This is a genomic window from Nordella sp. HKS 07, assembly GCF_011046735.1.
Taxonomy (GTDB): Bacteria; Pseudomonadota; Alphaproteobacteria; order Rhizobiales; family Aestuariivirgaceae; genus Taklimakanibacter.
Genome location: NZ_CP049258.1, coordinates 7,149,365 through 7,173,473 on the forward strand (window position 1 = coordinate 7,149,365; position 24,109 = coordinate 7,173,473).

The following is a 24,109-nucleotide window of genomic DNA, read 5'->3' on the forward strand; positions in this document are numbered from 1 at the left end:
CGATTAGCGCAACAACTAGAAGGTCTTGCCGGCAAGCATGGCGAAATGCTCGACGATGGGGCCCAAGGCGAGGGCCGGGAAATATTGCAGGCCGCCGAGGATCAGGATCACGCCGATCAGCAGCCCCACGAAGAGCGGCCCATGGGTGGGGAAACTGCCCTGCGTCTGCGGGATCTTTTTCTTGGCGGCGAGCGCGCCCGCGATCGCCATCACCGGAATGACATAGGCGAAGCGGCCCATGGCCATGGCGATGCCGAGCGTCGTGTTGAACCACGGCGTGTTGGCGTTGAGACCGGCGAAGGCCGAGCCGTTGTTGCCGGTGGCCGAGGAGAAGGCGTAGAGGATCTCGGAGAGACCGTGCGGGCCGCTATTGGCGAGGCTCGACAGCGCCACCGGCAGCATCGCCGAAATGGCGGTGAAGCCCAGGATGACGAGCGGCAGGACGAGGATGGCGAGTACCGCCAGCTTCATCTCCTTGGCCTCGATCTTTTTGCCGAGATAGTCCGGCGTGCGGCCGACCATCAGACCGGCGATGAAGACGCCGAGCAGCGCCATCACGATCATGCCATAGAGGCCGGAGCCGACGCCGCCCGGCAGGATCTCGCCGAGCTGCATCAGAAACATCGGGACAAGGCCGCCGAGCGGCGTGAGCGAGGCGTGCATGGCATTGACCGCGCCGCAGGAGAGGCCGGTCGTGACGGCGGCGAAGAGCACCGACATGGCGAGCCCGAAGCGCACTTCCTTGCCTTCATAATTGGCGGGGCTGTCGATGCCGAGCTGGCTCAGAAGTGGATTACCGCTCGCCTCCGACCAATAGATGGCGGCGGCGCCGGCTGCGAGCATCACCATCATCACGATGAGAAGCGCCCTGCCCTGGCGCATGTCGCCCACCATGCGGCCGAACATGATCGGCATGGCGGCCGAGACGACCAGCATGGCGAAGATCGAGAGGTAATTGGCCCACTGATTTGGGTTCTCGAAAGGATGCGCGGAATTGGCGTTGAAGAAGCCGCCGCCATTGGTGCCGAGCTGCTTGATGGCCTCCTGGCTCGCGACCGGGCCCAGCGCGATCACCTGCTTGGCCCCTTCGAGCGTGGTCGCCTCGACCGAGCCTTGCAGCGTCTGCGGCACGCCGAGCGCCGCGAAGCCCAAGGCGACGATGATCGCCAGCGGCAGCAGCACATAGAGCGTCGCGCGGGTCATATCGACCCAGAAATTGCCGAGAGTCTTCGCTTCCGTGCGCGCGAAGGCACGCGTCACTGCCACGGCGAGCGCGATGCCGGTGGCGGCTGAGAGAAAGTTCTGCACCGTGAAGCCGGCCATCTGCGTGAAATGGCTCATCGTCGTTTCACCGCCATAGGACTGCCAGTTGGTGTTGCTGACGAAGCTGACGGCGGTGTTGAAGGCGAGATGCTCGCTGGTGCCGGAAAAACCCTGCGGGTCCAGCGGCAGATAGAACTGCAGCCGCTGAAGTAGATAGAGGACGACGAAGCCGATGAAGTTGAAGAGCAGCATGGCGAGCGCGTAGGAGGCCCAGCTCTGCTCGCGTTTGGGATCGACGCCGGCAAGACGATAGAGACCGCCTTCCGCCGGCAAGAGTTCGGCGCGGCCGAAGAGCCTCGCCATATAGAGGCCGAGCGGCAAGGCCGCGGCAATGACGATGGCGAAAACGAGAATGATCTGCAGCCAGCCTGCGAGGGTCATGGCATCACCTGAGTGTTCTAGTATTTTTCGGGATGGACGAGGGTGTGGACGAGATAGGCGACGAGGCCTGCCGCGACGAGCAATCCGATGAAGGCTTCCGACATGGCGGGCCTCCTAGATCCGGTCGCACAGGCGGACATAGGCCGCCATCAGCGCGAATATCGCCGCGCCCAATCCCAAATAGACGATATCAAGCATGTTTGCCTCCTGTTCCGCCGCAGGAGGTCGCGCTTTCGGCATCAAGTTTCAATGCGGGAACGAGGGGCCCGGCATAAGTTTTCCATAAAGATGGGCATGGGCACTCTCACCACCTCCCCTTCTCCCGCTTGCGGGAGAAGGTGCCCGATAGGGCGGATGAGGGTGTTGGTTCAGCTCACTATACTCTTCAAGAGACCGGGATAATAAAGCTTCGGCGCCTCCCACACTTGTGGCAGTACAGAAGCTGAGAGAACCCCCTCATCCGGCCTTCGGCCACCTTCTCCCGCAAGCGGGAGAAGGGGAAGCTAGGTAAGGCCTTGCGTACTGCAATGAATTTCTCCGGACCTCCCTGCGCAAGCGGGAGAAGGGAAAATCCACGACAGAGGAAGACGAGGATTGAGTGAATCCTACAACTGCACGCCGCGCGTCAGCGCGCCGTCGATAACCAGATTGGTACCCGTGGTGAAGCTCGACACCGGGCTCGCCAGGAAGACGATGCCGCGCCCGATCTCCTCGGGCTTCGCCATTCGCCCCGTGGGGTTGAGCGCCAGCGCCTTGCCGAAAAGATCGGGCAAGTTCTTCTCGACATGCTCCCAGATTCCGCCGGCGAAATAGACATTGCCAGGCGAGACGACATTGACGCGGATCATCTTGGGCGCCAGCTCGAAAGCCATGCGCTGGCCATAGTGAATGAGCGCCGCCTTGAAGGCGCCATAGGCGGGACCGGTGAAATCGACTTCGCGGCCCGAGACCGACGAGACGATCACGATCGACGGCGCCTTGGACTTCTCGAGATGGGGCAGCACCGCATTGACGGCGCGCACCGTATGCAGCATGTCAATCTGGAACTGTTTCTGCCAGGCTTCCTCGCTGTGGTCGACCGCCAGCGCCGAGACATTGGCGACGAGGATGTCGATGCCGCCCAGCGCCTTGGCGCTGGCGCCGATCCAGCCTTCGAGCTCGTCCTTGTTGCCGACATCGACCGCCTGGCCGAAGCTCTTCACACCCTTCTTGCCGAGGGCAGCGACGGCGTCGTCCACTTCCGCTTTGTTGCGGGCGCAGATCGAGACATTTGCGCCCTCGTCCGCAAAGATATCGGCGGCGCGCCGCCCGATGCCCTTGGTCCCGCCCGTCACCAGCGCGTTCAAGCCTTTCAACTCTAGGTCCATGATTTGCTACTCCTTCCGGAACATTTCATATGCAGCTGACTATCCGCCGGCCTCAGATCACCGGCAAGCACCATATGGCGAAGAACGGCTCATCACCCGACGCCATGGTATGGCGGATGTTGGGTGTGTTATAAAATTTCCCGCCAATACCCGGCCTGAACCAGTCTTCGTCGCCATGCTGAAACTTGCCCTCGGAGAGCGCCAGATAGACTTCCTCCGGCGCGTGGTTGTGATCCGGATAGCGCACATGCGGCGCGAGCAGGCTCACCCCGATCCAGATGTCATCACGCGCTTCATAGGCGTTTGGCCCGACAATCAGCGCATAGGCATGGGCATCGTCGAAATTGGCGCTGGCGTTCGGATGGGATTGCGCCCGTTTCGTCCAGGTGAGATGGGGTTCCACGGCTGCGAAGCTCTGCACCAGCGCCGCATGTGTCGCGCGCGCATTGTCGAGCGCCGGCTCGAGATGAACACAGACCGGAAGACGCCCAGGCGTATCCGTTCCAGGCCCGCGATACTCGGTCAGCGCCGTGAAGACGCGATCTATGCAGCGTGCCGCGTCCGGAACCGGAGCGCGTTGAAGCGCCTCGAACAGCCTGTCGAGAAAGACCTGCAAATGCGGCGGACGCCCGTTCATTCATGCCTCTTTGCTGATTGAGCTCAGCTGGAGGCATCGGCTAAGCCTTGTCAAGCCATTCCCGGATCGCCAGGATCGAAGGGCATGACCGCAAGGAACATGCCTTATGAATTTTCGGCATTCACAGAGGCCCCGGATGAATGCTTATACTGAATACTGAAGCACCGGGCTGTTTTCGACCGCGAGTGCAAAAACATTGGGGAGAGAGACACCATGCAGCGCGTCAAATTCATCGACAGAATGGCCTCGGGCAGGATCGACCGGCGCACCATGCTGCGTCAGGCCGGCGCCTTTGGTGTCGGGCTTCTGGCTCTCCCCCGGCTGCCACAGGCGGCCGAAGTGCTGACCTGCCTCGAATGGGCGGGCTACGATGCCCCCGACTATTTCAAGAGCTTTGTCGACAAGCATGGCAGCGCGCCGAACTTCTCGATTTTCTCTGGCGAGGAGGATGCGCTCGCCAAGGTTCTCGCCGGCTTCAAGGCGGATGTGATGCATCCCTGCAATTATTCGGTGAACCGTTTCGTCAACGCCAAGGTTGCAGCCGAGATAGACACGGCGAAGTTGTCGAACTGGAAGGACGTATTCCCGGCCTTGCAGACGGCGAGTGGCGTGGTCATGGACGGCAAGGTCGTCATGGCGCCGGCCGACTGGGGCAATTCGAGCATCGCCTATCGCACCGATCTCGTCGATCCGGAATTCCAGAAGAACGAGAGCTGGAGCATCTTCTATGACGACAAATATGCCGGCAAGGTGTCGATGCTCGACAACGAGCTCGCCATCGCCATCGGCCTGATGGTCGGCGGCGAGAAATATGAAACGGCCGCCAACGAGACGGGCGAGAAACTCGCCGCGGCGGCGAAGGAGTGGGGCACGAAGGCCGTGCAGAACTCCCGTTTCCTGTGGAACGACCCCTCCGAGCTGCAGCAGGCCCTGGCCTCGGGCGAGGTGGTCGCCGCATATGCCTGGAACGACGTCTACCGCAATCTCAAGCGCGAGGGCATCCCGGTCGCCTATGCGCGGCCCAAGGAAGGCTATTTCACCTGGTTCTGTGGCCTCACTCTCCTCAATACAGGCAAGGCGGACCCGGCGCTCGCTTACGATTTCATCGACGCCTGGCTGTCGCCCGAAACCGGCAAGCTGCTGATCGAAGGCTCTGGCTACGGCCATGCGAATATGAAAGCCTTCGAGATCGCCAATAAGCAAGACGTCGCCGACATGGGCATCACCGATCCGGTCGAGCATATGAAACAAGCCATCCTCTTCATCCAGGTCAGCGACGCGGTGCAGACCGAGTGGAATAAGGTCTGGGGAGACCTGAAAGCGCTCAAGCAATAAAGCGGGCTCAGCCCCATGCTCCAGCGGCGGCCAGACTGGCTCACCGGCTACGGCCTGCTTTCGCCAGCGATCATCATCATGGCCGTCATGATGGTGGCGCCGCTTCTAGAGCGTTTTCGTGATTGATGGAATCTGGGGGATTCTCAGGGGGAGGGTTTTCTGATTCCTTGTTCTTGTGGTTGATTCGGCACGAGGACCCCATGGGCAAGCCCTATTCCCAGGATTTACGTGATCGCGTGTTGGCGGCGGTTGACGGCGGGCTGAAGCCCGGCGCGGTGGCTGAGCTGTTTCATGTCGATGTGTCCTACGTCTATAAGATTCTGATCCGGCGTCGGACCAGCGGAATGACGACAGCGCTGCCGTGGGCTGGTGGTCCCCAGCCCAAGCTCAAGGGCCATCATGAAGTTCTACGCCAGCATGTGAGTGAGAACTGTGATGCCACGCTAGCGGAGATCCGGACCTTCTTACTGGCTGAGCATGGTATCGAGGTCAGTGTTGGTTGCCTTTGGAATGCTCTCAAGCAGTTGAAGCTGCCGCTCAAAAAAAGACACAACGCGCCACCGAGCAGGAGCGCGAAGACATCGCCGAAGCGCGCCGAGCCTGGCACGAGGCTCAGAGCGATCTAAACGCGGCGCGCCTTGTCTTCATCGATGAGACCGGCGCTCAAACTAACATGGCACGCCGCTATGGCCGCGCTCCCCGCGGACAGCGCCTGCTGTGCAAAGTCCCGTGGGGACATTGGAAAACGATAACCTTCGTCGCCGCTCTCAGATGCGACGGTATCACCGCACCTGCCGTCTTCGATGGTCCGATGGATGGCGAGTGCTTCCGCGCCTATGTCGAACAGATCCTTGCGCCCACACTCTCAACCGGCGACATCGTCATCATGGACAATCTCGCCAGCCACAAGGTTCCCGGCATCAAGGATGCGATCGAAGCCGCCGGTGCTGCTCTGCGTTACCTGCCCCCTTACTCACCCGATCTCAACCCCATCGAGCAGGCAATCGCCAAGTTCAAATCACACCTGCGAAAGGAAGCTGCCCGTACTCTCGAAACCCTCATCCAGGCTATCGCCCGCACTCTCAACACCTTCACACTGAAAGAGTGCGAAAACTATATCCGCGCCGCTGGCTATCGCCATCAACTATGAAAATGCTCTAGCCATGGCGGCCTTGAGCTTCTGGACCCAGCAGGGCTTCGAGATCGACCGCAGCTTCACGCTCGCAAATTACTTTGCGCTGGTCGAACCGTCATCGGAACCCACCACCTGGATGGGCATCCCCTTTCCGCTGAAATACCCGGTGCCGGCGATCCTGCTGGTCAAGTCCATCGCCATGTCGCTGGCGATAACCGTGGCCGTCATCGCCATGGCCTATCCTATGGCCTATTTCCTGGCTTTCCACGTCACGCGCCGCAAGGCCCTGTGGCTCGTCCTCCTCACTATTCCGTTCTGGACGAGCTATCTCTTGCGTGTCTTCGCCTGGAAGATCGTGCTCGGTTTCAACGGCGCCATCAATTCGGGCTTGAAATCGCTCGGCGTCATCGTCGAGCCTCTGTCCTTCCTGCTGTACAACCCCTTGGCGGTGATGATCACCCTCGTCCATGCCTGGGTCGCCTTTGCCGTGCTGCCGATCTTCGTGTCGCTCGACAAGGTCGACCGCTCTCTGCTCGAGGCGGCGACCGATCTCGGCGACAGCGGACTCAGGCGCTTCCTGCAGGTCACGTTGCCGCTCTCGGCCCCCGGCACCATTGGCGCCGCCCTCCTCGTCTTCATTCCGACGGTCGGGGATTATGTGACGCCGACGCTCGTCGGCGGCCCCAGTGGAACGATGATCGGCAATCTCATCCAGGAGCTGTTCCTGCGCCAGAACAACGCGCCCTTAGGCGCAGCGGTCTCCATCAGCATGATGCTGGTGATCGCCGTGATCGTCGCCTTCTTCCTCTGGATCATCGGTTTCCGGCGGCTCAGATCGAGGGTCAGGTGACGGCATGAAATCGACGGAGCGTCTCCTTTATCTTTATGCCGTGCTGTTCATGGTGTTCCTCTACGGCCCGATTCTGCTGGCGCCGTTGTTCTCTTTCAATGACAGCATATTCGCGACCTTCCCCCTCAAAGGCTTCACCTTCAGGCACTATGCCGAAATGGCCGGCAATACCGGCCTCCTTCAGGCCTTGCGCAACAGCCTGGTCGTCGCCTCGGTGTCCTCCCCTTATCGCGACCGCGGTCAGCGTGCCGGCGGCGATCGCGCTCACCCGCTACAAGCTGCCGGGCAGCGGCGCCATTCTCACCGCCATGTCGGCGCCGCTCATCGTGCCCTCGATCATCTTTGGTGTGGCGCTTCTCATCATCATCCTGCGCTTTCTGGGCCTGGAGCTCAGCCTGTGGACCATCGGCGCCAGCCATGTCTTCATCTCCATCCCCTTCGCCATGACGGTGCTGATGTCGAGGCTCGAAGGCTTCGACAAGAGCCTCGAAGAGGCATCGCGCGATCTGGGTGAAGGTGCCTGGATGACCTTCCTGCGGGTGACCTTGCCGCTGGCGATGTCCGGCATCGTGTCGAGCCTCCTGCTCTGCTTCGTCACCTCGTTCGACGAATTCGTGCTTGCCTTCTTCCTGTCGGGCACCGAGACGACCTTGCCGGTCTATCTCTTTGGCCAGCTGCGCTTTCCCAATAAGCTGCCGGGCATGCTCGCACTCGGCTCCACCATCCTTTTGTTCTCGGCCGTCATCGTCATTCTGGCCGAATTTATGCGCCGGCGCGGCGTGCAATCCGGTTCCGCGGGAGATGTCTGACATGGCCGGAAGCATCGGCGAGGTGATCGAGATCAGGGATGTCGCCAAGTATTTCGGGCCGGTGGCCGCCGTTGACGGCGTTTCCTTCGGCATCGAGCGGGGCGAGTTCTTCTCGCTCCTCGGTCCCTCCGGCTGCGGCAAGACCACGTTGCTGCGCATGCTGGCCGGCTTCGAGCACCCGACGCAGGGCGACATCCTCATCGACGGCCAGCCGATGGTGAATGTGCCCGCCAATAAGCGCCCGACCAATATGGTCTTCCAGAGCTACGCCATTTTCCCGCATCTGAATGTCGAGGAAAATGTCGGCTATGGCCTCAGGAACCGCAAGCTCGCCAAGGAAGAGGCGCGGTCCAGGGTCGCCGCCGCCCTCGATCTGGTCAAGCTCGCCGGCTATGGCAAACGCGCCGCGCATCAGCTGTCCGGCGGCCAGCGCCAGCGCGTGGCGCTCGCCCGTGCTTTGGTCTGCCGGCCGAAAGTTCTGCTTCTCGACGAGCCCCTGGGCGCGCTCGACAAGAAACTGCGCGAGGAGATGCAGCTGGAGGTGCGCCAGCTGCAGCGCAATGTCGGCATCACCTTCGTCTTCGTGACCCATGACCAGGAAGAGGCCTTGACACTGTCGGACCGTATCGCCGTCATGTCCTCCGGCAAGGTGCTGCAGATCGCCCGTGCCGATGATCTCTATGAGAATCCGAACTGTCGTGAAGTGGCGGAGTTCATCGGCAATATGAATCTGTTCGAGGGCAAGGTCGCCGCCGCCGCGGAGGGTATTGTGGCGGTCGACACCGCCACCGGCCGCTTGCGCGTACCTTATGCGAGCCCCCTCGATGCTGGGGCGACCGTGCACCTGGCGGTCCGTCCCGAGAAACTGGCGCTCCTGGCGAGCCCCGCCGACGGGGTCAACGCCGTCAAGGGCCGGATCATCGCCCAGACCTATCTGGGCGACCGCCGTCAGTATCTTGTGCGGATCGAAGGCCTGACGAAACCCATCGCCGTCTCACGACAGATTTCAGGCACCGAACCATCGCTGCCATCGGACGGCGACGTGTGGCTGACCTGGCCGCCGCAGCTAGGACGGCTTTTGACGAGTTAGATCGAAGAACAATCGCGTATTTCCCTTTCTCCCGCTTGCGCAGCGAGGCTTACCGGTTTCCCCTTCTCCCGCTTGCGGGAGAAGGTGGCCGAAGGCCGGATGAAGGTGTTCTCTCCGCTTCTATACAGCCACAAGCGTGGGAAGTGTCGAAGCTTTGTTATCTTGTTCTCTTGAAAGGTTATCGTGAGTTGAACCGACACCCTCATCCGCCCTGTCGGGCACCTTCTCCCGCAAGCGGGAGAAGGGAAGCCAAGTTCGAAAACTCCAAGTTGATTTGCGCGTTTTACCTGTTCTTTCCCTGTTTCACGAAGGCGGCAAAGCCTTCGTCATAATCCGGATGCCAGCGCGACAAAGGCGGCCGGTTCTCGATGATGTCGCCGGCCGCCCAGGCGATGCGCTTCTCGTCGAGGTCGCGCGTCGCCTCATTGTCCGGACAGAGGATATAGAAATCTCCCCGCTCCAGAGATTCGAGCATGAACTCCACCGTCTGCTCCGGCGTCCACGCACCCTCCGGCTTCTCGGTGCGTCCCCTGGCGGTGAGGCCGGTGAATACGAAGCCGGGAATGAGCAGATGCGCCGTCACCTGGCACTCCTTCCGCGAGCGCAATTCATGCTGCAGCGCCTCGGTGAAGACTTTGACGCCGGCTTTCGCGACATTATAGGCCGGGTCGCCCGGCGGCGTGGTAATACCCTGTTTCGAGCCGGTATTGATGATGAGGCCGGGCGTTCCTTGCGCGATCATATTGGGCGCAAAGACACGCGTCCCGTGGATAACGCCCAGGAGATTGACCGCCAGAACCTGGTCCCAGTTTTCCCAGGCGCCGAAGATCTGGCTGCCGGGCTGGATGCCGGCATTGTTCATGACCACATCGATATGGCCGAAACGCTCCCGCACCATGCGTTCGACATTCGTTAAATCTTCCGGCAGGCTGACATCGCACGGCGCTGTAACGCAATCCTCCGTTCCGCCGAGACGGCTCGCCGCTTGCGTCAGCCGATCGGCATCGCGATCGGCGATACAGACCTTCAGGCCAAGGGAGAGGAATTTCCGCGCCGCCGCGAGACCGATGCCGGAGGCGCCGCCGGTGACGACGGCGACATTGCCGGACTTCAGGGCTGCAATCTTCATCCGTCGCTCCTCACAGCACGCCCGGATAGGCGCCGCCGTCGATCAGCAGGTTCTGAGCCGTGATGTAGCCGGCATGGGCCGAGCACAGGAAGGCGCAGGCCTTGCCGAATTCCTCCGGACTGCCGAAGCGCTTCGCCGGAATGGCGCCCTCCTCCTCGGCGCGGAGCGCATCGACGCCGACGCCCTGCTTCAGCGCCGCCAGATTGAGCCCGTCGGTGAGCCGGCGCGTCTCGAACGAGCCCGGCAAGAGGAAGTTGATCGTGACATTGGCATGCGCGACCGAACGCGCCACGCCGGCGAGGAAGCCGGTGAGACCGAGCCGCGCCCCGCTCGACAGATCGAGCCCGGCGAGCGGCATCTTCACCGACCCCGAGGTGATATTGACGATGCGCCCGAAGCGGCGCGCCACCATGCCGTCGATCACCGCCTGGACGAGCTCGATGGGGCTCACCATGTTGTTGACCAGGCCCTGGAGCTGCGCTTCGCGATCCACCTGGCGGAAATCGCGGTAGGGCGGCCCGCCATTGTTGTTCACCAATATGTCGACATGCGGCACGGCGGCGAGAATGCGGGCCTGACCGTCCGGCATCGCCACATCGGCGACGACCGGAATCACTTCCGAGCCGGTCTCACCGGCGATCTCGCGTGCCGTCTCCTCGAGCGCCGTCTTGTCGCGGCCATTGATCACCACGGTGCAACCCGCTCTGGCCAGCTCGAAGGCGCAGGCCTTGCCGAGCCCGCGGCTCGAGGCGCACACCACCGCATTGCGTCCGGCAATATCCAGATCCACGGCGTTTCTCCCTTAGATGTCGTTCAGAAGGTCGCCGACGCGCCGCCATCGACACTCAGGACCTGTCCAGTCACATATTGTGCGTCATCCGAGCACAGGAAGAAAGCGGGTCCCGCCATATCGGCGGGCTTGCCGTAGCGGCGCATGGGAATGCGGCCGTATTTCACATAGATGTCACGGAACCAGTCGGCGTCATATTCATGCGAGCCGTCGGGCTGTATCGACATCGGCGTGTCGACGAAACCCGGCGCGATCGCATTCACCATGATGTTATGAGGGGCCAGGTCGCAGGCGAGCGCCCGGGTGAAATTCACCATGGCGCCCTTGGCGGTGGCATAAGCCAGCTGGTTGGGCCAGCCGCGCAGGCCCTGGATCGAAGCGATGTTCAGGATGCGCCGCCCTTCGCCTCCCTTCTTGAGCAGCGGCACGAACGCCATCACCATGCGCACCGCACCATCCTGATTGATGGCGATCACCCTCTGATAGTCTTCAAACGCCATCGTCTCGATATGGGTGTCGGCGCCGATCCCAGCATTGTTCACCAGAATCTCGCAGCGGCCATGTGCTTCGTCCACTTGCCGCGCCAGCTCAGCGACTGAAGCCGCATCGGCAATATCGACCCGCGCCGCACCCGCCCGCAAGCCCTGCTCCACGAGCTTCGCCGCGGCGGCCTTGGCTCTGTCGAAAGCGATATCGGCCAGGATGACGATGGCGCCCTCCTCGGCCAGGCGCGTGCCGATACCAAGGCCGATGCCTTGCGCCCCGCCCGTCACCACCGCCACACGATCTTCCAGCCGCTCGCCTCTGTTCATTTCTCACCCCTCCTCGGCCTGCCCCTTGGGTTGCATGCGCCAGGCCACGATTATGGCCAGAATGATGGAGACCAGCAAAACCAAAGTCACCAGCGCATTGATCTCCGGCGTAAAGCCGACCCGCATCATCGCCCACAACCGCAAGGGCAAGGTCATCTGGTCGCCCGCCACAAAGGTGCTGATCAGCGTTTCGTCGAAGGAGAGCGTCAGCGCCAGCACGGCGCCCGTCATCACGGCGGAAGCGAGATGCGGCAAGAGCACATAGCGCAGGGTCTGGAGGCGCCCCGCCCCCAGATCGAAGGACGCCTCGACTAGTGAATGCGGCAGCGCCTGCAATCGCGTGAGCACCAGTCGATAGGCGACAGCCAGCACGAAGACGGCATGGCCGAGCACGATGGTCACGAGACCGCGATTGAGGCCGAGCTCGGCCGAGGCGACGAGCAACGCGAGGCCCGTCACGATGGGCGGCAGCAGGAACGGCAGATAGATCACCAGCTCCAGCGCCCGTCGGCCGAGGGCGCCCTCCCATTCGGTGTAAAGAGCCAGCACCAGCGCGAGGACGGTCGCCACCGCGACCGAGATCAGGGCGACGATCGCGGTGTTGGACAGAGCTGCCATGACGCTCGGATTGGACCACAGCGTCACATAATGTTTGAAGCTCAGCGTCTCCCACAGGATCTTGCCCTGGCGGATCTCGACGATCGAAAACAGGAGGCTGATAAAAACAGGCGAATAGAGAAGGATGAAGACGAGGCCCGTCACCGTGCCGGTGATCCATAATGGCAGCCTGTCGCCTAGTGTGCGCATCGTCGTCACACTCGCTGCCTGCTGATCGAATAGCCGGCCAGCAGGATGCCGAAAAGCGCGGTGACGAACAGGATCGTCGCCATGGCGGCGCCGAAGGGCCAGTCATAGGCGAGGCCGAATTGCGAATAGATCACCCGGCCGATGGTGAAGCCAGTAGTGCCGCCCACCATCTGCGGCGTCACGAAGTCGCCAAGCGCCAGGACAAAGGCGAAAAGCGCGCCCGCGACAGTGCCGGGCAGCGACAGCGGCAGTACAATGCGCCGGAACGTATCCCAGCCGCCGGCGCCGAGGTCGAGGGACGCCTGCAGCAACGAACGTGGGATGCGTTCGAGCGCCAGGAAAATCGGCAGGATGACGAAGGGCAGATAGATCACCACCATGGTGATCAGCACGGCGCGCTGATTGAAGAGAAAGGCCTGGCTCGGCCTCTCCAATATGCCGAGCCCGAGAAGCGCCTGGTTGACGAGGCCATTGAGGCCCAGCATCGAGCGCAGCGTGTAGAGCTTGACGATATAGCTCATGAACAGCGGCATGACCGCCAGAAGCAGAAGCAGGTAGCGCCGCGATCCTTTTTGCTGCCAGATGAACCAGGCAACAGGATAGCCGATGAGAACAGCGGCGCCCATCACTTCGAGACAGAGCAGCACGGTCCCGAGAAAGGTGCCGAAATAGGTCCAGTTGCCGAAGAAATTGGCATAATTGCCGAACGTGATCTCGCGGATGATCAGATTTTTCTCGGCCCGGTACAGCGAGAGGACGAGGAAGCTGGTGATCGGCGCCACGATCAGGAGTGCCGGCACGAAAGCGACGCCAAGAAACACGAGCCAGCGCTTCCCCATTTCTGTCATGATCGCGTCACCATGACGGCGTCGGCCGGATCATAGGTCACGCTGACCACATCGCCTGGATTTGGTGTCACCGCACCTCGCCCACCCGAGAGGCGAAGATCTAGCTTCACCGACGGGTCCGCCGTGGCATGCAGGATCAGCTTGGTCATGGCGCCGCCGAAAATGGCCTCTTCCACTTCCGCTTGGATCGTCGCCATCCCCTGCCCGAGCTTCAGCGATTCCGGGCGGATGCAGAGCAGCACGTCCTGCCCCGTCCGGATACCGGACATGTCGGTGCAAGGAAGCTCGCCGATCGCGCTCTGCACCTTGCCCGTCCCCGCCGTCACGCCGGGGATCAGGTTGTTGTCGCCGAAGAAGCCCGCCACGAAACGGGTGCGCGGCTTGAAATAAAGTTCCTTGGGCGAGCCGATCTGCTCGATGCTGCCCTGGCTCATCACCACGATGCGGTCGGACATAGCGATCGCCTCATCCTGATCATGCGTGACGAAGACGAAGGTCGTCTCGATGCGGCGCTGTATCTGCTTGAGGAAGAGCTGCATCTGCCGGCGCAACGTGGCATCGAGCGCCGCCAGGGGCTCGTCGAGCAGGATCACCTTGGGTTCGCAGACGATCGCCCGCGCCAGCGCCACGCGCTGCTTCTGGCCGCCCGAAAGCTGTGCCGGATAGCGGTCGCGCAAGGCGGATAAGCCAACGATCTCGAGCGTATCGTCGATGAGCCTGGCGGTCTTGGCGCCATTGCGGCGCTGGACCAGCGGCCCGTAGCCGGCATTCTCCAGCACTGTCATATGCGGGAAGAGCGCATAATCCTGGAACACCGTGTTGAACGGCCGCCGGTTGGCGGCGAGCCTGGTGATGTCTTCACCTTCGAACAGGATCCGGCCGCTCGACGCCTCGGTGAAGCCGCCCATCAACCTCAGCACTGTGGTCTTGCCGGAGCCCGAGGGTCCCAGGAGCGTCAGGAATTCGCCATTCGCCACGGCGAGCGACAGAGGATGCAGCACCTCTATCGGCCCATAGCGTTTCGCGACGTCTCTGAGTTCGAGCCCCATTCTTCACCCTGATCAGGCGACAGTATAACGCCTCACCACGTCCCAATCGACCTCGACGCCGAGGCCTGGCTTGGTCGGCAGCGCGATGGTACCGTCGGACGCCAGAACCAACTCCTCCTGCGCCAGCTCGCGGCGCAGCCGCTCATGGCAGAGCTGCGGCGGCAGATATTCGATGAAGGCGCAATGATCGGTGACGAAGGCCAGATGCGCGGTGGCCGAGATCGAGATCCCGGTCTTCCAGCAATGCGGGACGATGGTGCGCCCGCGCGCCTTCGCCATGTCGCAGACGATCTTCGCCTCGCCGATGCCGCCAACGCGCCCGACATCGGGCTGCGCCACCTGCACCTTGCCGATGTCGAGAAGCTCCTCGAATTCGAAGCGGGTGGCCAGCCACTCTCCGAAAGCAAGCGGCATCGGCGCCTTCTCGGCGAGCTTCGCCATCTCCTTGACATTGTCGGACCATAGCGGCGTTTCGAGGAAATAGGGCTTGAATTCGGCCCAGTCCTTGACGACGGAATAGCAGGTCTCGGCGTCCTCCCACAGATACTGCACATCCACCATCAAGGTGACGTCGAAACCGATCGTCTTGCGGACCGCCGCCAGGACTTCCGTGTGCCGGTCATAGCTTTCCCGCATGCCGCCATGCGCATAGGGCCCGTTCATGGTGATCTCGGTCTTCATTGCCTTGAAGCCGAGATTTTTGGCGCGCAAGGCGGATTCGCACAGCGCGTCGCGGTATTCCTCGAAGCGCCGCCCGGCCGGCTGCAAGGACGCATAGGGTGTAATCGTCTTGCGCGTTGCTCCGCCCAGGAGCGCGTGGACCGGCTCCCCCACCGCCTTGCCGCACAGATCCCACAGCGCCATGTCGATGGCGCTCAGCGCATGGATGACCATGCCGCGCCGCCCGTTCATCGCCGTGCCGATATAGGCCTTGCGCCACAACTCGCCGATCTCGAAGGGGTTGGCGCCGATGAGCATCTCCTTGATGGAGAGGCCCATCGTGTGAGTGCCCGGCGCCTCGATGCAGGCCCTCGCCATCCAGGGATTGGCGTCGCATTCGCCCACCCCGCTTATGCCCCCATCGGTATGGATGACGACGACGAGACTGTCCTGCGCCGAGGAGGTGAAGCTCACATCATAGTCGGGCGCCAGCAGCACATGGCACTCTATGTCAGTGATCTTGAGGCGCGGCGGTGTTGTCTTGAGCTGCGGCGAGACCGTCATCAGCGTCATGAGAGCTCCAATGGTGCAGTAAAGCATCGGACCGAAAAGTGCGAAGCGGTTTTCGGATAATCCGATGCGCAGATCAAAGAGTTAGAGCGCCGGACCTATTCTATGAGAGCGCCCGGCGCTTTAGAAGGAAGGCCGGTTCAACCGGCCTTTATTTCATTCCAAACGGCCACCCGCTTCTCGTAATTTTCGGCGGTTTCGAGCCAGGAAAGCTTGTCGCCATAGGTGAGGCCGGCGGTCTTGTTCACATCGACATTGGTCGTATTGCCGTAATTGTGCTTCTCGGTGAGCACCTTTCCGACAGAACCGTCGAGACAGGCATTCATCCAGGCCAGCGCCAGGTCCTTGTCCTGAGCGCCCGCCGACAGTTCCCAGCAATCGAGCCAGCCGACGGCTTGTTCCTTTGGGATGGTCAGCGCCGCCTTGATGCCTTTCTTCACCAGTGCCGGCACCTGCGGCTCGCCCATCGAATACATGAGCTTGATGCCGTTCTGGGAAAAGAGATTCACACCGTCATCAAATCCGGCATAGTAGCTGAGCAGAAACTTCTTCTGCGCGATGAGCTTCTCCTTCACCTTGGCGAAATCCTCATCGGTGAGCTTATAAGGGTTGGCGGCCCCGACGATGAGCGCGCCGAGCGTGATCGAGTTGTTGGCGTCATCCTGCCACAGCATCTGCTGGGCATATTTGTCATCCCACATCACCTCCCAGGACTCTGGCGGCGTCGGGAAGGCTTCCGTGTCATAGACGAGCGGCAGCGAACCCCAGGCGAAAGGCAGGCCATAGCGTTCCTCGCCCTTCATGACCGCCTTCACGGAAGCAAATTCGGGCGCCAGATTCTTGAGATTGGGCAGCTTGGCCGGATCGATGGGCTGCAGCAATTTGGCGTCTACGTAGCGCGGAAAGAGCGAGGTGTCGAAGGAGACGAGATCGAAATCGGCCCCTTGCGAACCCTGCATCTTGGCGAACATCTCGTCCGCCGAGCCGGAATAGACGACATTCACCGTGGCGCCGGTGTCGGACTTGAACTTGTCCAGCCACTCGGGTTCGGCATAGCCTTCCCAGGTGAGGATACGCAGCGTGCGGTCCTGCGCGCGCAGGATCGCCGGTGCGGCGATTGTGGCGGCGGTGGTGGCGAGCGATCCCGCGAGGAAACGCCTGCGGTCGACTGTGATTTTGGTCATGCTGTTCCTCCCTGTTATGTTGGACGTCAATATCCGTCGAAGCGCAGGACCATGCGGTTGACGCGTCCCGTCTCGACCAGAGCGATGGCTTCATTGATGCGCTCGAAACTCCACACCTCGCTGACGAGAGATTTGAGATCGAGCAGGCCGTGTTTGACGAAGCGGAGCGCCTTCGGGAAATCGATCATCGGTCGAGTCGAGCCATAGCTCGAGCCGATGACGCGATTTTCGTCCTGCGCGATCCAGTAAGGCGGGAAGCCTGCAAGCGCGTTCTCGGTCGGCTGCCCGATCAGCACCGTGGTGCCCGCACGCCGTGTGGCGCGGTAGCAGAGTTCCGCCTGCTCAGTGATTCCGGTCGCCTCGAAGGTGAAATCGGCGCCGTCGCCGGTGATGGCGCGCACTTGCGCCACCGGATCGCCGTCCGAGGCATTGACGAAATGCGTGGCACCGAAATGCAGCGCTTCGGTTTTCTTCTCCGGCCGGACATCGACGGCGACGATCGGAAAGGCGTTGCAGAGCTTGGCCCCCTGCACGACGCTCAGGCCCACGCCGCCGCAGCCGAAGACGGCGACGCTGTCGCCAGGCCGTAGTTGCGCGGTGTTGATGGCGGCGCCAATGCCCGCCATGGCGCCGCAGCCCAGGAGGCAGGCCTCCTCGGACGAGGTCTCGCGCTCGATGCGGATCGCGCCATTGTGCGGCACGATCGTATATTCGCAGAAGGACGAAACGAGGCTTAAGTGATGGATGGGCTTGCCGTCACGCTCGAAGAAGCGCGTGGTGTTGTCCCACATCGTGCCGAGTGCCGCGGCGCGCGCCACTTCCTCGCACAGGACCATGCGGCCGGCGACGCAGAAACGGCACTGGCCGCAGGACGGCGTGAAGGTGAGCACCACCTTCTCGCCGATCCGTGACTTGGGCACGCCGGGACCGACCGCCTCGATGATGCCGCAGGCTTCGTGTCCAAGGATCACCGGCTTCGGATGCGCCCACACGCCGCGCAGATAATGTATGTCGCTCCGGCAGATGCCGGTGGTCTCGATCTTCACCCGCACTTCCATCTCATGCGGATCATCGATCTTCACTTGGCGCAGGGAGAGCACATCGCCCTCGCCCGGCGCGTCGCAGACGGCGGCAAGCATGTCGAACTGAGCCATGCCCGCCTCCTCACACCATGACCAGACCGCCATCGACCGGCAGCACCGCGCCGGTGATGAAGCTTGCCTGATCGGAGGCCAGGAACAGGACAGCGCTCGCCACTTCGGCCGGCGTCGCATAGCGTCCGATGGGGTGCAGTCCTGCCAGCACTTTCATGCCGGCCGCTTCGCCGCCCTCCATGCCGGCGGCATAGCCGCGCGTGAGCGGCGTGTCGATGACGCCCGGCGCTACCGCATTGGCCCGCAATCCCTGTTTCGCATAATCGGCGGCTATGCAGCGGGCGAGATGATGGAGCCCGGCCTTGGCGACATTATAGGCGACATCGCCCTCCCAGGCGACGAGGCCCGCCACCGAGCCGACGAAGGTCACCGAGGGCCTGGTGCCTTTGATCAGGGCCGGCAGCAGGCGCTTTGCGAGATGGAAGGCGGCGTTGAGATGAAGGCCGATCATCCGGTCCCAGATGTCGTCTTCGGTTTCATGCGTGGGCGCGGTGCGGCTCACATCGATGCCGGCGCAATGGACGAAGATATCGAGCCCGCCCAGCGTGGCGAGCGCGGTCTGCGCTGCCTTGTCGAGAGCTGCGCGGTCGAGGAGATCGGCCTCGACCACGCTGATCCGCCGCTCTGCCGTCGCGAGCCGGGCCGCCATGGCGCGCGCTTGGGCACCATGCCGCGACGCACCGATCGCCACATGGGCGCCTGCGCCGGCCAGGGCTTCGACGACCGCCGCCCCGATGCCGCTCGACCCGCCGGTCACATAGGCGCGCCGTCCAGCCAAAATCCCTGACATTTCCTATATTTCCTGGGCTTCTTTTTATGCTAATGTACTAAATGTATACAAATAGGACGAAGATGCAAGAGACTTCCTTGGCCGCCGACCCCCTCCCCTCGCCCGCTCCCCTCGTGATCTTGGGCATGACTCGCAGCCTGAGCCTCGCTGATCAGGCCGCCGACGTCATCGTGACCGGCATCTATTCGGGCGCGCTCAGACCCGGAGCGCGACTCTATGAGAAGGAGCTCGCGCAGCGGCTGAACATGAGTCGCGTGCCCTTGCGCGAGGCGCTGAAGATCCTGGAAGCGCAGGGCATCGTCGAATCCGTTCCCCATCGCGGCAGCCGCATCGCCCTCTTCGACGAGAAACGCACCGGTCATATCGTCGAGGCTCGCATCGCTCTGGAGCGCATCGCGGTGAAGTCCGCGGCTCCCCTATATAACGCCAAGCCGGCGCTCGCTTCAGCCCTCGACGGCATCATCTCGCGGATGGAGAGCGCCGCCGCCTATCTCGACTGGATCGAGATCAGCAAGGCTGATCTTGATTTCCACCGCGAGATCTGCCGGGTCAGCGGTAATGAGATCATCGGCAAGCTCTGGGAGTCGCTCGCCCGTCATGTCTTCATCGTCTTCGGCCATGAGAAGCGAAAACCCGAGGATGCGGCAGGCCTGGGCGACCAGCACCGCCGCTTGCGCGATCTTCTTGTCGCGGGCGATGACGCATCTCTTCAGACAGAGGTCGAGGCGCATATCCTGCGGATAAGACAACGCACCGGCGCAGTGTCGCTTTGAATTGCGACTTCTCCTTTCATTTCCCTTCACGGCTCCTCATTCAACACCACACCATCCGCCGGCCCCGTTGCCTCGCTGCCGATCCTGAGGCGATGGCCGTCGAGATCCTCGACATTCATCTCGCGCATGCCCCAAGGAAAACTGGCGGGCGCCTGGCGGATGATCGCACCGCGCTTTTTATAGTCTTGATAGAGTGCATCGACATCCTGGATGAATATCGAGATCCAGGCGCTGGGACCGCCTTGCGCGCCTTCGCAGAGGAAGATCCGCACCGAGTCGCGGAAGACGCAAGCGAAGGTCGCCGGCGACCCCCAGTCCCATTCCTTGTGGAAGCCGAGCTTCTCCACATAATAGGCGATTGCGGCCGGCACATTCCTCACATTGAGGATCGGTACGGCGGACTCGAAACGGTTGGCGCTCTCTTCCGCCGGGCTGGCACCGCCGGCGACAAGCGCCTCAGCGATCCGCTTGTCCATCTTGGGTGAGACATAGTTGAGTGGCGTGTTGCCGCGAGCATCCTTGGCACCGGGATCGGCGCCGAGCTCGAGCAGAAGCGCCACCATATCGGCGCGATCCTTCAGCACCGCGAAATGGAGCGGCATGCGCCGATGTTCGAACCGGCTCATCTGGCGATTGAGCAAGCGCGCATCTGCCTTGACGAACTGGCGCACGAGATCGGCGCGGTTGAGCGCTATGCTCGAGAAGATCGTCGGCCTGGCGCCCTGGGCCAGCAGATAGTCGGCCACCTCGCGCTGGACATGCTGGAAACAGGTGGCCCAGCCGATCACATTCATGTCGTGATCGTCCCCCGCCCCGTCGACATCGCCGCCCGCCGCGACGAGACGCTTCACCACGCCGAGATGGCCTTCGGCTGCCGCCCAATGGAGCGCATAGGCGCGGTCGAATTTATCGCGCTGATTGACATCGAAGCCGAGATCGAGCAGCAGCTTGACGCAGTCGAGATGCCCGCCTTGCGCGGCCAGATGCAGCAGCGGCATCTGCCACTGCCCGCCGGTGAGCGAGATCTTGGCCGGATACTCGGCGAGCAGGCGCTCGAGCTCTCTCGCCTTGCCGCTCGTCGTGGCGGCTATGATCTGCCCATCGGCGCCTGCCACATCGACATGCGCCTTGAGCGCCCGCCAGCTTGGGAAGCCATAATCGCGCGCGATGTCGAGCTGGGCCTGGTGCAGCTTGGCGCCGGGATCATTCGCGCGCAGTACGGCGAGATGCTCCTTGGCGGCCTTCTTCAACCAGGCGAGATCGGGACGTTCGGGGAGTGTCTTGACCATGCAACACCTTCTTTCGAGGCGCCCGTTGTCCGCGGCTCACGGGCCGGAAAGAAGATGTGGAGCACATCGTTTGTGGAGGCGGGTTCAACCCTTCACGCGGACCGTCGGTCGCCTGCTCGACCAGCGTCCATTATCGGCAGGTGACCACGCTTAGTCAACTCAGTAGCCGACAGCCTCGCTCGACGCTGCCCGGCTATCCATCGCGCCATTGAAACGCGCGCCGCCGCCTTTGGCGATCTCGGCCACGCTTTCGCCGCCCACCAATATGCCGGCCGCCTGGCCCCAGGTCTTGCCGGGTCCCGCCACATCGAGCTCGTAGCCCATGCCGGCCAGGATCTTCTGCGTGTCGGGCGACAGGCCGTTCGCCTCGATATAGACCGTGTCGGGCAGCCATTGATGATGGAGGCGCGGCGCATCGATCGCTTCCTGGATGTTCATGCCGTGATCGATGACATTGATGATGGCCTCGAGCGTGATGGTGATGATGCGTGACCCGCCGGGGCTGCCGATCACCATGAAGACCTTGCCGTCCTTGGAGACGATGGTCGGGCTCATCGAGGACAGCGGCGTCTTCCTGGGCGCGATGGCATTTGCCTCGCCCTGCACCAGCCCGTAGAGATTGGGCACACCCGGCTTCTGGGTGAAGTCGTCCATTTCGTTATTGAGCAGGATGCCGGTGCCCGGCGCCACCACCCCCGCCCCGAACAAGCCGTTGAGCGTATAGGTGACGGCGACCGCATTGCCCTCGTTGTCGACGATCGAATAATGGGTCGTTTCGGTGCTTTCCCCGAACCCCTTCGGCATGAGATCCTTGGAGACGCCGGCGCGATATCTGTCGATCTTGGCGCGGATCTCGGCGGCATAGGCCTTGTCGGTGAGCTTCGCCACCGGATTGGCGACAAACGCCGGATCGCCCAGCGCCGAATTGCGGTCGACATAGGCATGCCGCATCGCCTCGACCATCAGATGCACGGTCTCAGCCGAGCCGAAGCCCAGATAGGAGATCGGATAGCCCTCGAGCACATTGAGGATCTCGCAGATGATGAGCCCGCCCGAGCTCGGCGGCGGCGAGGAGACGATGTCATAGCCGCGATAGTTGCAGGTGACGGGTGCCAGCTCGCGCACCGCATAACGCTCGAAATCGGCCTTGGCGAGGATGCCGCCCTGGTCGCCGCTCGCCTGGACGATCCTGTCGGCAATTTCCCCCTTGTAGAAGGCATCCGTTCCCGTCTCGGAAATGGCCGCGAGCGTGGCGCCGAGTTCGGCCTGGACCAGCCTCTCGCCTACGCCATAGGGCTTGCCGTCGGCCTTGAGGAAGATCGCGGCGGCGGCCTTGTCCTTCGCCAGTCGCTTGGCTTGACGCGCCAGGATATCGGCATCGCTCTGACTGAGCACGAAGCCTTCCTTGGCGAGGCGGATCGCCGGCGCCATCAGGTCGGCGCGCGGTTTGCTGCCATATTTCTCGCGCGCCATCTCGAGACCCGCCACCGATCCCGGCACGCCGACGGCGAGATAGCCGTTGAGGCTCAGACCCTCGATCGGCTTGCCGTCCTTGTCGAGATACATGTCCTTGACGGCGGCGAAGGGGGCCCGTTCACGGAAATCGAGGAACGTCGATGTACCGTCCTTGAAACGGATGGTCATGAAGCCGCCGCCGCCGATATTGCCGGCGCTCGGATGGGCGACCGCCAGCGCATAGCCGACGGCGACCGCCGCATCGACGGCATTACCGCCTGCGCGCAGCACCTCGACGCCGACCTTGGAGGCAAGATGCTGCGCTGTCACCACCATGCCCTGCTCGGCCTTGACGGGTGCGGGTGAAGCGGCGAAGGCCTCACCCACAAGCATCAGGGACAGGACGACGGTAATGCTTGCCCGGCGCATCTCGACCATGATCGCCTCCCCTCAATCGGACATCAGTCCGTTATCCGGTGCTTATCTTAGCCCAATATCAGGCGTTGTCATTCGCCCTGATCACCGTTTCCTGTGGTCTCGGCCCAACGCAAGGCGTAGTCTCAGCCCGAAAAACCAACGATGTGCAAAGGCTCGGGCCGGCCCCGGAGCTCGGCCATGCCGAGATCGTGCCACTGCGCGAAGTCCTCACCTGCCTTGCGTACCGTGTCGGCCGAGGCAATGAGTGGGGTGTCATGTTCCTTGGTCGCCTGCTCGAGGCGGTTGGCGACATTGACGGTATCGCCCAGCACAGTGAATTCGAGCCGTGTGTCGTCTCCCACCGCGCCGATGAAAGCATCGCCCTCATGCACGCCGATCCCGACCCTGATCGCGTCCTCGCCGGCTTCGAGCCGCGCTTTGTTCCATTCGGCCAGCATTGCCAGGATAGTCTTGGCACAGGCGATGGCGCGCCTTGCATCGTCCTCACGCGGCTCCGGAATGCCGAAGACCAGGAAGGCGCCGTCGCCGATGAATTTGTCGACGATGCCGCCATGCTGTTCGGCCGCCATCCGGACGCGGCTGCGAAAGGCGCTCACCACTTGCACCAGCCGCGCCGGATCGAGCGCCTCTTCCATCGCCACCGAATTGCGGATGTCGATGAAGAGCACTGCGACGCGGGCGCGCCGGCCCGATCTGAGCTCATTGACATTGCCCGAGGCCAGCATCGGCGCCAGCTCGGTTGGGAGGTAGCGCACCAGATTGGTGCGCCGGATCTGCTCCTCGAGGCCATGGCGCAGAAGATACTGGCCGCGCCAGGCGGCGGCGATCAGCACCAGTCCATAGAGGATGAACATCGCCAGCCGCGCGATATTGGCGCCCGTACCGAAGAATTGATAGACCGCCACGCCGACCGTGCCGGTTTCGGTGCCTGCGATCATCGTGTCGACATTGAGCGCCAGCACGATGAGTGCCAGCATCAGCACTAGGCTGTAGATCTGCACCGCGGGCCTGAGGCGCAGCGAGCCGACGGCCAGCACCAGCAGCGCCGCCACCGCCGTCGGCAGCGCCGCGGCGAAGCGGCCGGGCAACTGCGCGTCGATGAGATCGCCGGTCAGCGACAGGCCGATGACCAGAATGTCGATGGTCACCGTGACATAGGCTATCCAGCGCGACCAGAAGCCGAACCGTAGAAGAGCATAGGTGACGGCGCCGGTGAGAAACAATATGCCGATGACGATACGGGCGCCCAGGCGCGCCTCGACCAGCCCGACATCGAGCGTCGGCCCGCGCGAGAAGGCGAATTCAACGGCGAAAAGCAGCGCCACCGCGACCAGCATGCGCGCCACTGCCACGAATTTCTCGGCCGCGACATCGGCTTCGCGCAACAGGGCTTCCGGGGCACTTTGAGGGAATTTCGGCATTTGGCGTGGGTGA

24 protein-coding genes are annotated in these 24,109 nt (G+C 62.6%); 6 read left to right on the forward strand and 18 right to left on the reverse strand.

What is annotated here, in order from left to right; translation table 11 throughout:
• Window positions 1-15: 15 nt before the first annotated feature.
• The 4 genes from kdpA to G5V57_RS33735 all read right to left on the reverse strand — a co-directional run bounded on the left by kdpA (window position 16) and on the right by G5V57_RS33735 (window position 3,708).
• Window positions 16-1,704 (reverse strand): potassium-transporting ATPase subunit KdpA, encoded by a 1,689-nt coding sequence (gene kdpA / locus G5V57_RS33720; RefSeq protein WP_165173618.1) that lies wholly within the window; start codon window positions 1,702-1,704, stop codon window positions 16-18.
• A gap of 17 nt (window positions 1,705-1,721) precedes the next feature.
• Window positions 1,722-1,844 carry a potassium-transporting ATPase subunit F gene (locus G5V57_RS33725; protein WP_206530148.1) on the reverse strand — a complete coding sequence of 41 codons (123 nt, stop codon included), beginning with the start codon at window positions 1,842-1,844 and terminating at the stop codon, window positions 1,722-1,724.
• A gap of 465 nt (window positions 1,845-2,309) precedes the next feature.
• Window positions 2,310-3,071: an SDR family NAD(P)-dependent oxidoreductase gene (locus tag G5V57_RS33730; RefSeq protein ID WP_165173620.1), complete on the reverse strand. Its 762-nt coding sequence runs from the start codon at window positions 3,069-3,071 to the stop codon at window positions 2,310-2,312.
• 52 nt (window positions 3,072-3,123) lie between these two features.
• Window positions 3,124-3,708, reverse strand: coding sequence for a dimethylsulfonioproprionate lyase family protein (locus tag G5V57_RS33735; RefSeq protein ID WP_165173622.1), 585 nt, complete (start codon window positions 3,706-3,708; stop codon window positions 3,124-3,126).
• A gap of 213 nt (window positions 3,709-3,921) precedes the next feature.
• Here G5V57_RS33735 and G5V57_RS33740 point away from each other — a divergent pair, with 213 nt between their 5' ends.
• From G5V57_RS33740 to G5V57_RS33750, 3 genes are all read left to right on the forward strand, one after another.
• A complete protein-coding gene (locus G5V57_RS33740; protein WP_165173624.1) occupies window positions 3,922-5,043 on the forward strand; it encodes a PotD/PotF family extracellular solute-binding protein in 1,122 nt (373 codons plus the stop codon).
• A gap of 200 nt (window positions 5,044-5,243) precedes the next feature.
• Window positions 5,244-6,193 (forward strand): IS630 family transposase gene (locus tag G5V57_RS33745; RefSeq protein ID WP_165173998.1). Its coding sequence is split into 2 segments (ribosomal slippage): window positions 5,244-5,580 and window positions 5,580-6,193, totalling 951 coding nucleotides; the frame shifts between segments, so codons are not numbered across the junction.
• 13 nt (window positions 6,194-6,206) lie between these two features.
• The gene (locus G5V57_RS33750) at window positions 6,207-7,028 is read left to right on the forward strand and encodes an ABC transporter permease (RefSeq protein WP_165173626.1); all 822 of its coding nucleotides are present in this window, start codon (window positions 6,207-6,209) and stop codon (window positions 7,026-7,028) included.
• On the opposite strand, the gene G5V57_RS35505 is transcribed toward G5V57_RS33750, so the two are convergent.
• Window positions 7,021-7,296 (reverse strand): hypothetical protein, encoded by a 276-nt coding sequence (locus G5V57_RS35505; protein ID WP_371744696.1) that lies wholly within the window; start codon window positions 7,294-7,296, stop codon window positions 7,021-7,023. The two genes, G5V57_RS33750 and G5V57_RS35505, sit on opposite strands and share 8 nt — an antisense overlap.
• Here G5V57_RS35505 and G5V57_RS33755 point away from each other — a divergent pair.
• Together G5V57_RS33755 and G5V57_RS33760 are read left to right on the forward strand one after the other, a co-directional pair.
• The gene (locus G5V57_RS33755; protein WP_371744697.1) at window positions 7,274-7,837 is read left to right on the forward strand and encodes an ABC transporter permease; all 564 of its coding nucleotides are present in this window, start codon (window positions 7,274-7,276) and stop codon (window positions 7,835-7,837) included. The genes G5V57_RS35505 and G5V57_RS33755 overlap by 23 nt on opposite strands.
• Window position 7,838: 1 nt before the next feature.
• The gene (locus tag G5V57_RS33760; protein ID WP_206530149.1) at window positions 7,839-8,927 is read left to right on the forward strand and encodes an ABC transporter ATP-binding protein; all 1,089 of its coding nucleotides are present in this window, start codon (window positions 7,839-7,841) and stop codon (window positions 8,925-8,927) included.
• 283 nt (window positions 8,928-9,210) lie between these two features.
• Here the strand turns inward: G5V57_RS33760 and G5V57_RS33765 are convergent, their stop codons facing one another.
• The 10 genes from G5V57_RS33765 to G5V57_RS33810 all read right to left on the reverse strand — a co-directional run bounded on the left by G5V57_RS33765 (window position 9,211) and on the right by G5V57_RS33810 (window position 18,720).
• Complete coding sequence (locus G5V57_RS33765; protein WP_165173630.1) at window positions 9,211-10,056, reverse strand: SDR family oxidoreductase; 846 nt, start codon at window positions 10,054-10,056, stop codon at window positions 9,211-9,213.
• Between the two features lie 10 nt (window positions 10,057-10,066).
• Complete coding sequence (locus G5V57_RS33770) at window positions 10,067-10,846, reverse strand: SDR family oxidoreductase (protein ID WP_165173632.1); 780 nt, start codon at window positions 10,844-10,846, stop codon at window positions 10,067-10,069.
• A 23-nt stretch (window positions 10,847-10,869) separates the two neighbouring features.
• On the reverse strand, window positions 10,870-11,658 hold the full coding sequence (locus tag G5V57_RS33775) for an SDR family NAD(P)-dependent oxidoreductase (RefSeq protein WP_165173634.1): 789 nt from the start codon (window positions 11,656-11,658) through the stop codon (window positions 10,870-10,872).
• Window positions 11,659-11,661: 3 nt separating this feature from the next.
• Entirely contained in the window at window positions 11,662-12,465 is an 804-nt protein-coding gene (locus G5V57_RS33780; protein ID WP_165174386.1) for an ABC transporter permease, read from the reverse strand.
• Between the two features lie 5 nt (window positions 12,466-12,470).
• A complete protein-coding gene (locus G5V57_RS33785) occupies window positions 12,471-13,313 on the reverse strand; it encodes an ABC transporter permease (RefSeq protein ID WP_165173636.1) in 843 nt (280 codons plus the stop codon).
• Complete coding sequence (locus G5V57_RS33790; RefSeq protein ID WP_165173638.1) at window positions 13,310-14,362, reverse strand: ABC transporter ATP-binding protein; 1,053 nt, start codon at window positions 14,360-14,362, stop codon at window positions 13,310-13,312. Before G5V57_RS33790 ends, G5V57_RS33785 begins: the two co-directional genes overlap by 4 nt.
• 12 nt (window positions 14,363-14,374) lie before the next feature.
• Entirely contained in the window at window positions 14,375-15,595 is a 1,221-nt protein-coding gene (locus G5V57_RS33795; RefSeq protein ID WP_165173640.1) for a mandelate racemase/muconate lactonizing enzyme family protein, read from the reverse strand.
• Window positions 15,596-15,732: 137 nt separating this feature from the next.
• On the reverse strand, window positions 15,733-16,776 hold the full coding sequence (locus G5V57_RS33800) for a PotD/PotF family extracellular solute-binding protein (protein ID WP_165173642.1): 1,044 nt from the start codon (window positions 16,774-16,776) through the stop codon (window positions 15,733-15,735).
• A gap of 26 nt (window positions 16,777-16,802) precedes the next feature.
• Complete coding sequence (locus tag G5V57_RS33805) at window positions 16,803-17,930, reverse strand: zinc-binding dehydrogenase (RefSeq protein ID WP_165173644.1); 1,128 nt, start codon at window positions 17,928-17,930, stop codon at window positions 16,803-16,805.
• A gap of 10 nt (window positions 17,931-17,940) precedes the next feature.
• A complete protein-coding gene (locus G5V57_RS33810) occupies window positions 17,941-18,720 on the reverse strand; it encodes an SDR family NAD(P)-dependent oxidoreductase (protein ID WP_165173646.1) in 780 nt (259 codons plus the stop codon).
• A 125-nt stretch (window positions 18,721-18,845) separates the two neighbouring features.
• On the opposite strand from G5V57_RS33810, the gene G5V57_RS33815 reads away from it, so the two are divergent.
• A complete protein-coding gene (locus G5V57_RS33815) occupies window positions 18,846-19,493 on the forward strand; it encodes a GntR family transcriptional regulator (RefSeq protein ID WP_165173648.1) in 648 nt (215 codons plus the stop codon).
• Between the two features lie 26 nt (window positions 19,494-19,519).
• On the opposite strand, the gene G5V57_RS33820 is transcribed toward G5V57_RS33815, so the two are convergent.
• The 3 genes from G5V57_RS33820 to G5V57_RS33830 all read right to left on the reverse strand — a co-directional run bounded on the left by G5V57_RS33820 (window position 19,520) and on the right by G5V57_RS33830 (window position 24,060).
• On the reverse strand, window positions 19,520-20,782 hold the full coding sequence (locus G5V57_RS33820; protein ID WP_165173650.1) for an ankyrin repeat domain-containing protein: 1,263 nt from the start codon (window positions 20,780-20,782) through the stop codon (window positions 19,520-19,522).
• Between the two features lie 159 nt (window positions 20,783-20,941).
• Window positions 20,942-22,675, reverse strand: coding sequence for a gamma-glutamyltransferase (gene ggt / locus G5V57_RS33825; protein ID WP_165173652.1), 1,734 nt, complete (start codon window positions 22,673-22,675; stop codon window positions 20,942-20,944).
• Between the two features lie 122 nt (window positions 22,676-22,797).
• Window positions 22,798-24,060, reverse strand: coding sequence for an adenylate/guanylate cyclase domain-containing protein (locus G5V57_RS33830; protein WP_165173654.1), 1,263 nt, complete (start codon window positions 24,058-24,060; stop codon window positions 22,798-22,800).
• Between the last annotated feature and the right edge of the window lie 49 nt (window positions 24,061-24,109).

Bases quoted from the DNA above. Each gene is read 5' to 3' on its own strand.
- kdpA (WP_165173618.1), bottom strand. From the start codon at position 1,704: ATGACCCTCGCAGGCTGGCTGCAGATCATTCTCGTTTTCGCCATCGTC.
- G5V57_RS33725 (WP_206530148.1), bottom strand. From the start codon at position 1,844: ATGTCCGCCTGTGCGACCGGATCTAGGAGGCCCGCCATGTCGGAAGCC.
- G5V57_RS33730 (WP_165173620.1), bottom strand. From the start codon at position 3,071: ATGGACCTAGAGTTGAAAGGCTTGAACGCGCTGGTGACGGGCGGGACC.
- G5V57_RS33735 (WP_165173622.1), bottom strand. From the start codon at position 3,708: ATGAACGGGCGTCCGCCGCATTTGCAGGTCTTTCTCGACAGGCTGTTC.
- G5V57_RS33740 (WP_165173624.1), top strand. From the start codon at position 3,922: ATGCAGCGCGTCAAATTCATCGACAGAATGGCCTCGGGCAGGATCGAC.
- G5V57_RS33750 (WP_165173626.1), top strand. From the start codon at position 6,207: ATGGCGGCCTTGAGCTTCTGGACCCAGCAGGGCTTCGAGATCGACCGC.
- G5V57_RS33760 (WP_206530149.1), top strand. From the start codon at position 7,839: ATGGCCGGAAGCATCGGCGAGGTGATCGAGATCAGGGATGTCGCCAAG.
- G5V57_RS33765 (WP_165173630.1), bottom strand. From the start codon at position 10,056: ATGAAGATTGCAGCCCTGAAGTCCGGCAATGTCGCCGTCGTCACCGGC.
- G5V57_RS33775 (WP_165173634.1), bottom strand. From the start codon at position 11,658: ATGAACAGAGGCGAGCGGCTGGAAGATCGTGTGGCGGTGGTGACGGGC.
- G5V57_RS33780 (WP_165174386.1), bottom strand. From the start codon at position 12,465: ATGCGCACACTAGGCGACAGGCTGCCATTATGGATCACCGGCACGGTG.
- G5V57_RS33785 (WP_165173636.1), bottom strand. From the start codon at position 13,313: ATGACAGAAATGGGGAAGCGCTGGCTCGTGTTTCTTGGCGTCGCTTTC.
- G5V57_RS33790 (WP_165173638.1), bottom strand. From the start codon at position 14,362: ATGGGGCTCGAACTCAGAGACGTCGCGAAACGCTATGGGCCGATAGAG.
- G5V57_RS33795 (WP_165173640.1), bottom strand. From the start codon at position 15,595: ATGACGCTGATGACGGTCTCGCCGCAGCTCAAGACAACACCGCCGCGC.
- G5V57_RS33800 (WP_165173642.1), bottom strand. From the start codon at position 16,776: ATGACCAAAATCACAGTCGACCGCAGGCGTTTCCTCGCGGGATCGCTC.
- G5V57_RS33805 (WP_165173644.1), bottom strand. From the start codon at position 17,930: ATGGCTCAGTTCGACATGCTTGCCGCCGTCTGCGACGCGCCGGGCGAG.
- G5V57_RS33810 (WP_165173646.1), bottom strand. From the start codon at position 18,720: ATGTCAGGGATTTTGGCTGGACGGCGCGCCTATGTGACCGGCGGGTCG.
- G5V57_RS33815 (WP_165173648.1), top strand. From the start codon at position 18,846: ATGACTCGCAGCCTGAGCCTCGCTGATCAGGCCGCCGACGTCATCGTG.
- G5V57_RS33820 (WP_165173650.1), bottom strand. From the start codon at position 20,782: ATGGTCAAGACACTCCCCGAACGTCCCGATCTCGCCTGGTTGAAGAAG.
- ggt (WP_165173652.1), bottom strand. From the start codon at position 22,675: ATGGTCGAGATGCGCCGGGCAAGCATTACCGTCGTCCTGTCCCTGATG.